Source organism: Streptomyces sp. NRRL S-1813 (assembly GCF_000719605.1).
Taxonomy (GTDB): domain Bacteria; phylum Actinomycetota; class Actinomycetes; order Streptomycetales; family Streptomycetaceae; genus Streptomyces; species Streptomyces decoyicus.
In genome coordinates this window covers 1-10,331 of record NZ_JOHB01000066.1, presented here as the reverse complement: position 1 = coordinate 10,331, position 10,331 = coordinate 1, and the positions used below count along the sequence as shown (strand labels likewise).

The window sequence follows — 10,331 nt, the reverse complement described above, 5'->3', positions numbered from 1 at the left end:
GCCGGCCTCGTCGCCTCCCTGCGCGCACAAGGCGACGGCGGCCTCGACCACTCCGCCCTCCTGCGCGGCGTCGAACGACTCTCCGGACACACCACCGAAAGCTGAGGTCATGGCGGCGCAGCGGATTCCCGCCGTACTGGCGGCCGTTCAGATCATGAAGGACGAGGGCGTCGACATCGCCTTCGGCTGTCCCGGTGCCGCCCTTCTCCCGCTGTACGCGGCGATGGAAGAGGCAGGCATCGAGCGGCTGTCGGGACGCCATGAAGAAGGCGCCGCGTTCATGGCTGACGGCTGGGCCCGTACGACGGGGAGGACCGGTGTCGTCGCGGTCACTGCGGGTCCGGGGTCGGCACGTCTGATCACCGGGCTGTACGCGGCACAGCAGGATGCGGTCCCGCTGGTGTGCGTCACGGGGCGGGAGACGGGCGGCCCGCGCCGGCGGGCCGCGCCGGCGGGCCGCGCCGGCGGGCCGCGCCGGCGCGCCACCTCGGCGGTCGAGTGGGCCCGCAAGGAAGCCGTCTCCACGCGGCGGCCGGTGCTCGTAGAGATCCGGACCGAGTGCGCGGAACGCGTTGCCGACGGCCCGCCCGCAGGCCCCGTGCACGGGTGCGCCCACAGGACGTTCGCCCACGGGACGTGAGACACGCCCCGGAACCGGTCCCCCTCAGCTTCCGGGCGGTGGCTGCGCCGACACCTGTCCTGTCGCGCCCAGGTGCGGCCGCCGCCCGGAATACCCCTCAGCTTTGTTTCAACAAACTGTTGACGTTTGGTCGGAGCCCTTCTTACGCTCCGACATGCGGAAGCCAACTTCCGCGCTCTCGTACGGAAGGTCACCATGTCGAAGCCCACGCTGACGGCGCGCTTTCTCACTACGGAGGCTGGCGCCCCCGTCGCCGACAACCAGAACTCCGCCACCGCCGGCGTCGGCGGCCCGATCATCCTCCAGGACCAGCACCTGCTGGAGAAGCTCGCCCGCTTCAACCGCGAGCGCATCCCGGAGCGTGTGGTGCACGCCCGCGGCTCCGGTGCGTACGGCTACTTCGAGGTGACCGATGACGTCACCGGCTTCACCCGTGCCGACTTCCTCGACACCGTCGGCAAGCGGACCGAGACCTTCATCCGCTTCTCGACCGTCGCCGACAACCTCGGCGGCCCGGACGCGGCCCGTGACCCGCGTGGCTTCGCGCTGAAGTTCTACACCGAAGAGGGCAACTACGACCTCGTCGGCAACAACACCCCGGTGTTCTTCATCAAGGACCCGATCAAGTTCCCCGACTTCATCCACTCGCAGAAGCGCGACCCGTTCACGGGCAAGCAGGAGCCGGACAACGTCTGGGACTTCTGGGCGCACGCCCCCGAGGCGACCCACCAGATCACCTGGCTCATGGGCGACCGCGGTATCCCGGCCTCCTACCGCCACATGAACGGCTACGGCTCGCACACCTACCAGTGGACGAACGCCGAGGGCGAGGCCTTCTTCGTCAAGTACCACTTCAAGACGAACCAGGGCATCCGCTGCCTGGACGCCGAGCAGGGCGCCGAGCTGTCCGGCAAGGACCCCAACAGCCACCAGACCGATCTGCTCCAGTCCATCGAGCGGGGCGTGTACCCCTCCTGGACGCTGTACGTGCAGATCATGCCGGCGGCCGAGGCGGCGGACTACCGCTTCAACCCGTTCGACCTGACGAAGGTGTGGCCGCACGCGGACTACCCGCTCCAGCGCGTCGGCCGCCTGGTCCTGGACCGCAACCCCGACAACGTCTTCGCCGAGGTCGAGCAGTCGGCCTTCTCGCCGAACAACTTCGTGCCCGGCATCGGCCCGTCACCGGACAAGATGCTCCAGGGCCGGCTGTTCGCCTACGCCGACGCCCACCGCTACCGCCTGGGCGTCAACCACACCCAGCTGCCGGTGAACGCCCCCAAGGCGACCGAGGCCCACAACTACGGCCGGGACGGCCTGATGGCCACCAACCGCTACGACCGGCACGCCAAGAACTACGAGCCGAACTCCTACGGCGGCCCGGCGCAGACGGACCAGGCGCTCTCCGCCCCGCTCGCCGTCTCCGGCCACACCGGCACCCACGAGGCCCCGGCGCACACCAAGGACGACGACTTCTTCCAGGCCGGTGAGCTCTACCGCCTGATGTCGCAGGACGAGAAGAACCGTCTGGTGAACAACATCGCCGGCGGGCTCTCCCAGGTCGGCCGCGACGATGTGATCGAGAAGAACCTGGCCCACTTCCACGCCGCCGACCGGGACTACGGCGCGCGCGTGGAGGCCAGGGTCCGTGAGCTGCGCGAGGACTGACGGGAGGTCAGCATCCTTGCGCATCCGTACCGGCCGGCCCGTTGAGGGGTGGCCGGCCGGTACGGAGAGGTAGCGCGAGCTCCGCGGTACACGGGGAGGATCCAGTGCGGTGGCAGTGCCCGCCCGACAGGAAGGGCGAGCCTCTCCCCCACCGCGGAGCCCGCCTGCCCCACCTCCACCTCGATCTGCCTCTCTCCACCACAGACTCCGTCCGGCGGCGCGATGTCCTGTCGCGCCCGATTCTCGCGCTGCCGGACGGACACCACAGCGGGCCCGGTATCCGTACGGTCACGGATTCCGGGCCCTGCCTGCGCCGCACCCTGCCATGACGGCCCTCGTGCGCCGCGGTGCGCTCCCCCCGTGCGCCGTGGCTCCCCTGCGGTCTCTCCCCCACCTGCGGCTCTCCTCGCAAATCGCCCCCCTCCGCCCGGTTTTGGAGAGACCATGGGGGCAGCAGCAGATCCGACCTGTCTGCCGCCCGACCTGCCAGGAGCCGACCATGGCCGACAGCGTGCCGGTGCGGTGCCCCACATGCCGCCGCGAGAACGCCTTCACCCCGCCCACCTTCCCGTGCGCGTGCGGTGCCCCGCTGACCATGCCCGTGCTGCGCGGCGGGGTGCCCGTCGAGATACAGCACCGCACCTGGCAGGCCTCCTGGGTGGAGGTGCGGTGCGAGGTCTGCGGACGGCAGGACGAGTGGCCGGCGCCGGAGTCCGGCTGTGTCTGCGGCACGGTCGTCCGCGTCCCCGTCGCCCCCGCACCCGCCCAACCGCCGCCGAACTTCCCCTCGTTCGGCCCGCCGGCCCCGAAGCCCACCCCGAAGCCCGCGCCGGCGCCCGCTCCCGAGGCCCCGCGCGCCGTCCTGCGTCCCGCGTTCCGCCCGGTCACGATCCGTACGGCCCGCGACTGCGTCACCGCCGCCGAGCAGTATCTGAAGTGGCTGGGCTACGCCGATGCCGCACGGACCCAGGAGCGCACCGCCTCCGGCGTGGACCTGCGCGGTACGGGTGTGGTCGCCCAGGTCGACCCGACCACCCGCGCCACCCAGCTGCGCGAGATCGAATGCGTCTGGCTCAACGGCCTCAACGACTCCGCCATAGCGGTCTTCTTCTCGCTCGCCGGCTACGCCCGAGACGCCCGCTCCCGCGCCGACGAACTGCACATCCCACTGTTCGTCATGGACCTCACGGGCACCCCACAACCGGTCAACGACCCGGCCGACGAACTGATCAAGTACGGGGCTGCGGGGCGGTAAGGCCACCGTCCCACTCCCGTCACCCCGCCTTCATCTCAACCCCCACCCGACCGACGTCACCAACAGCCACAGCACCACCGCTGATCACTGACGGCAGCCCCGGCCGCTGACGGCTGACGGCTGACGGCTGACGGCTGACGGCTGACGGCCACCGAAACCCGCTCGCCTCCACCACCCGGACCGGCGACACTGACACCGTGATCATCCAAGCCCCCTCCCCCACCGGGCTGTCCGCCCTGCGCACCATCGAGCGCGCCGCCGGCGAGGCATTCCGCAAACTCGGGATGGCGGCGATCGCGGACGACGAATCGCCGTCGCTGGCGCAGCTGACGTCCTATCAGCGTGCGGGACGGGCCCTGGCCGCTTACGAGGAACCGGGCCGGACGGTCACCACGGACAGGCCCGTTCGGCCTCTCGGCTACCTGCTCTGGGATCCCGTCGACGGCTGCACCCACATCGAGCAGGTGTCGGTCCACCCACGGCATGCCCACCGCCGTATCGGCCGGGCACTCATCGACCGGGCGGAACGGGAAGGCGGCCCGGCCCCCCTCCCGCTCACCCTGACCACCTTCGCCGAGGTGCCCTGGAACGCGCCGTACTACGCCCGCCTCGGATTCCGGATCCTCGGCGATACAGAACTCACCCCGGGCCTGCGGGCGATCCGCGCCCACGAGGCGGCACTGGGCCTCGACCGCTGGCGGCGGGTGTGCATGAGGCGGGAGCCCGCCCGCGAGCCTGACGTTCCGTCAGTCCATACCACCTGCCCGACATAATGACGGCATGATCGACGCGAATGCCCTTCGGGCCGTCTGCCTAGACTTCAACGGCGCGGTCGAGGAGTTCCCCTTTCCGCGGCACCCGGACGTATCGACCTTCAAGGTCGGCGGAAAGATCTTCGCGCTGACGACGCTGACGGATACGCCACTCACCGTGAGCCTCAAATGCGAACCCGAACTGGCGGAACGCCTGCGCGCAGCACACCCCGAGGTGGTCCCCGGATACCACCTCAACAAGCGCCACTGGAACACCGTTTCACTGACCGGTGCCCTCCCCGACCAACTCATCCTCGACATGATCGAGGACTCGTACGACCTCATCGTCGCTTCGCTCCCCCGCGCCCGGCGCCTGTTGCTCGACTGGCCGGGGGAACGGCGGGCCTGAACTGAAAGCCCCTGTCCGCGGTGGTGCTCCGCGGTCAGAGGGCTTGCGGGGCACCCGATTCAGCATGGCCCGTCAGGCTTGGAGCGTCTCGCTCAGGCACACCCGCGCCGCATCGACGAAATCCTCGCGGGCCTGCTTGAACGCATGCCAGTCCTGGTCCTCCGCGCTGCTCCGCCCCAGGAGCCTGATCGCGTCGACCACGATGCGTGCCTCCCCGTGCGGCCCCACCGGCTCGACCAGCAATCTGTTGTAGGCATCGCGTGTGACGGTGTACGCCGCGTCCTGTGCCTCGCGCGCCGTGTCGGGAGTCGGGTACTGGCCGTCGGCCTTGCGCCAGCACACGGACGACTCGGAGTCGGCTGCGCTGAGAAACGCAGCGTAGGTGGCCTGGCGGGCCAAATAGAGAGCCGTGAACGTACTCGTCGCTTCTCCGAAGCCGCGGATGTCGGGCATCCTGACACGCTACTCGGGCAGGCCGCGGCGCTCACCCGAAAGCTCTCTGATTGCCCCGGCCGTGCGACTTCCGTCAGCAGTCGGTGCCCGCAATGCGCGGGTTGCTGTACCGCACGGTTCGGTGTGGCGACATGACCGGCTCCCGCAGTCGATCGTCCCCTTCCGTCGAGTTGCAGGCCGCATCCGGTGCGCACGCAAGTTGCGGGGAGCAGGTGTCGAAGGAAGGGTTGCAGTCGGGCAGGCAGCTCGGAGCGCCGGATGCGCGGGCGACTGCTTCCGGGTGGACGGCAGCCAGTTCCGCGCGGACGCCCCGCATGGCCACGCCGTGGTAGATGTCCTGCAAGCTCTGTAGGTGCACATTGCCGACGGCCATCCACCGCGCGAACACGCACGGCCACACACTTCCGTCCGGGGCAATCGCCAGCTTGTTCCGGCCGCAGCGCCCACAGAGTTTCGCAATGTCCGGTGCGGTCTGGCCGGCTGCGCGGCCGAACGGCCGCACCCTGTCTGTCCGGACGTCCCACAGGCCGATGTCCAGTAGTTCCCGGCGGGACTGATCGGCGCGCTGCCCCTGGAGCACATTGATCACGCTGCCGCGCATCGGAACACCCAGGGCCAAGGCCTTCTCCACGTTGGCGCGCGTGCGGGTGTGTGTGAGCCGCGGATTTCGGTGACGTCATCGTGATCGTCGGGGTCGTCGGAGTAGTAGCTGAAAGCGAGCCGCACATCCGGCAGCCGGAGCACGTCCCAGACAGCGTCGGAGATGTGCGTCAGGTTTCTGAAGACCTCGATCCGTATGCGGCGGTCGCGGGCGTGCCGGATGAGCCGTAGGAGGTCGGGGTGGAGCGTTGGTTCGCCCCCGATGAACTGGACGTCGCGAACGCCGAGCGCCGCGAGTTCGTCGATGACACGTTGCCAGACGGCCGCGGCCATGCTGCCGTGGTCTCCTTGTGGGGAGGATCCTGCGTAGCAGTGGCGGCAGGCCAGATTGCAAAATCCTGTGACACCGCCGGGCTGCACCGCGCCATGGAAGGCTCGCAAGTATCGGCGCAGCGCCGATCGCCTCTAGGCTGCTGCCACTCGCTGATCTGGTAGCCCTGCTGGACGAGCATCTCACGGCAGCAACTGCCATGGTGAGCACAGGAATTCCGGCGGCCACACCAAGACTGAGTAACAACTTTCTCTACGAGTTCGAGCTCAAGACGGCTCGCTCCGTTCCCCGCGCGCGGCTCGGCTCCCCACCGGGCCTGCGCTCCTGCCTCCGCCCCGCTCCAGCCCGGCCGACGCCTGGCCCGCGCGCACAGAAACCAGCCGCTTGCTGTGAGAAGCATGGCTGGAGTCTGTCGGCTCCATACTCTTGGCCACCTCGTCAGATCCGCAAAAGCATCCGTGGGAGTGCCATTAGCTTCTTACGATGCCCTCATGACAGAAGCAACCGATCGTGTTGGAAGCAACATCCTCGCGACGTGCGGTACCTGTGATCAAGCGGTCATGGCGGTGGTGGAGGGCGCACTGGTCGAAAAGAACCTAGAAAAAGGATTCCCAACTCTTCTGCAACTCGCACGATGCAGCAAATGTGGTGACGGCATTCTAGCTTTGGAGGAGGACTATGGGAAGGGGTGGGACGGGGACCCAATCACAGTTTGGCCCAACACCCAAAGAATGCTCAGTTGGCTCATCCCTGAGCCACTGAGACGACAGCACGAGGAAGCCCATCGCTGCTTTTCAGTTAAGGCATATACGGCCACTGTCGTAATGGTGCGGCGAACATTGGAGGGCGTCTCCATTGACCAGGGCGTCAGCAAGCGGGCACCGCTAATCCGCATGCTGGAGGAGCTCAAGGAAAGCGGAAAGATCGACGGGCGTCTCCTGGAATGGAGCCAGGCTCTCCGACTGCTTGGAAATGAGGGCGCTCACTACAATGAGAATCCTGTGACGCAGGATGACGCGACCGACGCCCTCGCACTTGCAGAAGCGCTGATGGACTACCTTTACGTCTACGCGACGCAGTTTGAAAAATTCAAACTGCGTCGTGAAGGAAAGAAATAGGGATCAGCGAACAGACAGCCCTCGCCATCCCTCAGTTGTCTTCATCGCGTCTTGCAACTTAGTGAACCCGATCCTCCCGGGCTTAATCGCTTTACGCAATGGGACACTCATGATTTCCATGGTTTTTAGCATCTCCAAGATTTCCGCCAATCCATCCACGAAGGGCTGGAGGTCCGATGAGCCTTGAGTGATGTCCGCGATGATCTTTTCTGCAAGCTCAGCACCGTGCGAGGTATTAACGCCAACCAACTGTCCTACCATCGAGCGCAGCAGGGCATCTGCCCCGGTGACTGACTGGGCCAGGGCTGTCGCACTGCTCTGCAGTTTCAGGGACGGTTCCTGGACGGCTCTAGCCATCACCACCGATTGCGCGCGCAACACCGCTGGCGAAGTAGCGCCAAATTTCTGCATTTCACCCTCAACCACCGTGCACCAAGTAGTTAGATCTCGTGTCGCCCCCTCCATCTCTGGCGCAAGACGTTCGCCGATCTGATTCAGGTCCTCAAAGTGCTGAAAAAGATCGAAGTCCTCATCACCACTTACCGCCTCAAGGGGCGATTCGGAAGATTCTGCACTTGCCAGACTTTCTTCGGCGCGGGCGATGACACTAACCAGCTTGTCCGTGATACGCGAGAGCGCTTCCCTCCATTCCCTCGTCCCGCGACCAGCCAAAAAGGCTTGCTCGAGATTTTCAAATTGCAGCGACTCGATCAATCGCACCTCGGGCATTTGACTATCTGCAAGAATGCCGCTCGCACCGAGAATAACCACCGGAAGGATCAGGTACCCGGCCCCAAGCAACTCCGCACTCCCATGAAAAGCGTTCAACTCCTCACGACATGCCGGACGATTAAAATATTGCATCGTAATAATCGGCATGAAGATAGAGGCCCCTCGCAACTCGGAGTCAATTCTGCGCCTCCAGTCCGTTCCCCAACCAATACTTTCCCGGTCAAAAAAGATATCGAGCGCACCGCCCGTCTTGGCGATGTAGAAACTCCGCAAATCTTTAGTGAAGTGCTCTACCGCCTGGTTAAGCAATTCGTCATCGAGATGGGCATAGCTCACAAAAATACGGTTTCCTTGGCCGGTCGGGTTGACGTCCATGATTCCTCCACTGTGCCGTGGGTACACGCCGACTGGACGCATTGTGCCGCTTTGACGGTGTCTGTGTGGGCGATACCCAAAAGATCAAGGCCTTGCAGCAGCGCGCCAGGCCAGCATCAGATGGTGTCGGAACCATGCCTAGGAATACTGCGTAGTAACTCGATGCGTAATCAGACGCCCGGATCGCTCACGCGGGGTTCAGCCCGGCAGATAGCCGTAGATCACCGATCCTGCCGAAGTCTGGGGCTCACAGGTGCAGAGCCCAACGCTCGCATCCCGGCCGGCCATCGGATATGGCCTTGATCGACGGCACAAGCCAGTGGCGTGGCTGAGGTTGGTGGAGGTGCAGCAAGGCATACGCGTGCGTGGTCAGCCGGCGCACCCGCCGTCGTAGCTGACTGTCGTCGGCTGAGGTTCGTGCCACTGCCGTGCCAGATGCGGAGGCCAGCCACAGTCAATCAGGATGGCCGGCAGTCGAGTTGCTGGGCATCGCACCAGTCACCGAAGCCCAGGCATCCATAGAGAAGCCGGGCCGACCACCCGCCCAGCAGATCTACCGTGGAGATCATCACCAGGCTTACAAAGCAGTGATCATCCGTGCTCAGCTCCAGCTGATCTCAGATTCGAGCATTGAGGGTCGTGAACGACCGCCGCTCGATGAAGTGCTCGAAGGCTGACTGCACCTCGCCATTCACGAGATCGACGCCGCAGATGTACAGCTCGGGGCGGTTCGACAGCAGCTCGAAATCCCGCATGGCGTCTGTGAACCGGCACACCACGCCCGGCTCGGTTGCGGAGTCGATAACCAGCACGTGGCTGTACAGAGCGACAGGTGTCTGGCGGGCCCAGTCCACTACCTCTTCGTCCGAGACGCCATCCAGTGCCAGGGAGCGGTGCGGCAGGTCTCGCCAGTCGATGCCGCTGCCCTGCCACGGGAGTGCGCTGAGGTACGCATCGAACCGGCCAGACAGGAGCACGGGCTGTATTTCCGCGCCATGCTCACGGAGCCAGGGTCCGATCTGATCAAAGCGCATGATCGAAAGGCTAGGCGGCGTCTCGTCGATCATGTGCTGCGGGAAAAGGAGGGGCGACCACGTTCCACGCCGGTGCAGACTTGGGTCCATGTTGATCGACGTCTGGCCCCTCAAGGCACTGCGTGTACGGTCACCCCGTCTGGAGCTGCGGCTTCCCTCCGAGGAAGAGCTGGCCGCAGTGGCCGAGGTAGCAGCGGAGGGAGTCCATGCTCCAGGAGCACGGCCGTTTCTGACGCCCTGGACGGATCTGCCGCCTGCCGAGCGTGCCAGGCACGTCGTCCGGAGTCACTGGAGCCGCCTGGGGGCATGGGCGCCTGACGACTGGGCCCTGGACCTCGTGGTGTTCTTCGAGGGGCAACCTGTGGGCATCCAGGAGATGTGGGCCAAGAACTTCAGCATCCGAGGCGAGATTGCCTCAAGTTCTTGGCTCGGGCTTGACCATCAGGGCAAGGGAATCGGAACCGAGATGCGTGTGGCCGTGCTTCACCTGGCGTTCGCGGAACTTGGAGCGGTATCCGCCACGTCGGGGTGCTTCTTCGACAACCAGGCTTCGATGTCCGTCTCACGAAAGCTCGGTTACAAGCCCGACGGCATCTCCCGCGATGTCCTTCACGAGCAGGTCGTCGAATCCCAGTACTTCCGGCTCTCGCAGCAGGACTGGAGTTGTCAGGAGCATGTACCTGTAACCGTGCGCGGACTGGCAGGCTGCGCGGACTTCTTCGGTTTCGACGACGGGCCATGGGCCCCGTCGCCCGCTGAGGTCCTCTGATCATGAGCGGAGCCAGATGAGGATTGCGGCGGCGGTGACGGTGCCGAGGAAGACGAATCCCCGCTTGTCGTAGCGGGTTGCGACAGCTCGGAATTGGTCGGGTAGCCGGGTCACGTCGCCGTGACCCGGCCCCCTCAGAACCGGACGTGCCTGTTTCCAAGCATCACGGCTCAAGCAAGCCCGAAGGCTTCACAG

At 65.8% G+C, this 10,331-nt stretch carries 12 protein-coding genes and 1 pseudogene; 8 read left to right on the top strand and 5 right to left on the bottom strand.

What is annotated here, in order from left to right; all coding sequences use genetic code 11:
* From IF67_RS43485 to IF67_RS0138060, 6 genes and pseudogenes are all read left to right on the top strand, one after another.
* Positions 1 to 105 (top strand): annotated as a pseudogene (locus tag IF67_RS43485) (2-hydroxy-3-oxopropionate reductase); the annotation flags it as partial.
* Between the two features lie 4 nt (positions 106 to 109).
* Entirely contained in the window at positions 110 to 640 is a 531-nt protein-coding gene (locus IF67_RS40965) for a thiamine pyrophosphate-binding protein (protein ID WP_030993570.1), read from the top strand.
* A gap of 210 nt (positions 641 to 850) precedes the next feature.
* Positions 851 to 2,308, top strand: coding sequence for a catalase (locus IF67_RS0138075; protein ID WP_037840407.1), 1,458 nt, complete (start codon positions 851 to 853; stop codon positions 2,306 to 2,308).
* Positions 2,309 to 2,807: 499 nt separating this feature from the next.
* Positions 2,808 to 3,563 carry a hypothetical protein gene (locus tag IF67_RS0138070; protein ID WP_030993567.1) on the top strand — a complete coding sequence of 252 codons (756 nt, stop codon included), beginning with the start codon at positions 2,808 to 2,810 and terminating at the stop codon, positions 3,561 to 3,563.
* 197 nt (positions 3,564 to 3,760) lie between these two features.
* Entirely contained in the window at positions 3,761 to 4,336 is a 576-nt protein-coding gene (locus tag IF67_RS0138065) for a GNAT family N-acetyltransferase (protein WP_051819113.1), read from the top strand.
* A gap of 7 nt (positions 4,337 to 4,343) precedes the next feature.
* Positions 4,344 to 4,724: an MmcQ/YjbR family DNA-binding protein gene (locus tag IF67_RS0138060; RefSeq protein ID WP_030993565.1), complete on the top strand. Its 381-nt coding sequence runs from the start codon at positions 4,344 to 4,346 to the stop codon at positions 4,722 to 4,724.
* Between the two features lie 72 nt (positions 4,725 to 4,796).
* Here the strand turns inward: IF67_RS0138060 and IF67_RS0138055 are convergent, their stop codons facing one another.
* The 3 genes from IF67_RS0138055 to IF67_RS44525 form a co-directional block, all read right to left on the bottom strand.
* Positions 4,797 to 5,177, bottom strand: coding sequence for a hypothetical protein (locus IF67_RS0138055; RefSeq protein ID WP_030993564.1), 381 nt, complete (start codon positions 5,175 to 5,177; stop codon positions 4,797 to 4,799).
* A 73-nt stretch (positions 5,178 to 5,250) separates the two neighbouring features.
* Positions 5,251 to 5,796 (bottom strand): SPASM domain-containing protein, encoded by a 546-nt coding sequence (locus IF67_RS44530; protein ID WP_199812855.1) that lies wholly within the window; start codon positions 5,794 to 5,796, stop codon positions 5,251 to 5,253.
* On the bottom strand, positions 5,763 to 6,197 hold the full coding sequence (locus tag IF67_RS44525) for a radical SAM protein (protein ID WP_199812854.1): 435 nt from the start codon (positions 6,195 to 6,197) through the stop codon (positions 5,763 to 5,765). The genes IF67_RS44530 and IF67_RS44525 overlap by 34 nt, the downstream gene beginning before the upstream one ends.
* A gap of 402 nt (positions 6,198 to 6,599) precedes the next feature.
* On the opposite strand from IF67_RS44525, the gene IF67_RS42650 reads away from it, so the two are divergent.
* Positions 6,600 to 7,226 (top strand): DUF4145 domain-containing protein, encoded by a 627-nt coding sequence (locus IF67_RS42650; RefSeq protein ID WP_158713236.1) that lies wholly within the window; start codon positions 6,600 to 6,602, stop codon positions 7,224 to 7,226.
* 3 nt (positions 7,227 to 7,229) lie between these two features.
* On the opposite strand, the gene IF67_RS0138040 is transcribed toward IF67_RS42650, so the two are convergent.
* Positions 7,230 to 8,333, bottom strand: a complete 1,104-nt coding sequence (locus IF67_RS0138040; protein ID WP_107050377.1) for a TIR domain-containing protein — start codon at positions 8,331 to 8,333, stop codon at positions 7,230 to 7,232.
* Between the two features lie 617 nt (positions 8,334 to 8,950).
* The gene (locus IF67_RS0138035; protein ID WP_030993561.1) at positions 8,951 to 9,400 is read right to left on the bottom strand and encodes a hypothetical protein; all 450 of its coding nucleotides are present in this window, start codon (positions 9,398 to 9,400) and stop codon (positions 8,951 to 8,953) included.
* A 55-nt stretch (positions 9,401 to 9,455) separates the two neighbouring features.
* Here IF67_RS0138035 and IF67_RS40010 point away from each other — a divergent pair, with 55 nt between their 5' ends.
* A complete protein-coding gene (locus IF67_RS40010) occupies positions 9,456 to 10,136 on the top strand; it encodes a GNAT family N-acetyltransferase (RefSeq protein ID WP_051819111.1) in 681 nt (226 codons plus the stop codon).
* The last annotated feature ends 195 nt before the right edge of the window (positions 10,137 to 10,331 follow it).

Excerpts from the sequence above, each read along its gene's own strand:
- IF67_RS0138035 (WP_030993561.1), bottom strand. The coding sequence starts at position 9,400 with ATGATCGACGAGACGCCGCCTAGCCTTTCGATCATGCGCTTTGATCAG.
- IF67_RS40010 (WP_051819111.1), top strand. The coding sequence starts at position 9,456 with ATGTTGATCGACGTCTGGCCCCTCAAGGCACTGCGTGTACGGTCACCC.
- IF67_RS40965 (WP_030993570.1), top strand. The coding sequence starts at position 110 with ATGGCGGCGCAGCGGATTCCCGCCGTACTGGCGGCCGTTCAGATCATG.
- IF67_RS0138070 (WP_030993567.1), top strand. The coding sequence starts at position 2,808 with ATGGCCGACAGCGTGCCGGTGCGGTGCCCCACATGCCGCCGCGAGAAC.
- IF67_RS42650 (WP_158713236.1), top strand. The coding sequence starts at position 6,600 with ATGACAGAAGCAACCGATCGTGTTGGAAGCAACATCCTCGCGACGTGC.
- IF67_RS0138055 (WP_030993564.1), bottom strand. The coding sequence starts at position 5,177 with ATGCCCGACATCCGCGGCTTCGGAGAAGCGACGAGTACGTTCACGGCT.
- IF67_RS0138060 (WP_030993565.1), top strand. The coding sequence starts at position 4,344 with ATGATCGACGCGAATGCCCTTCGGGCCGTCTGCCTAGACTTCAACGGC.
- IF67_RS0138040 (WP_107050377.1), bottom strand. The coding sequence starts at position 8,333 with ATGGACGTCAACCCGACCGGCCAAGGAAACCGTATTTTTGTGAGCTAT.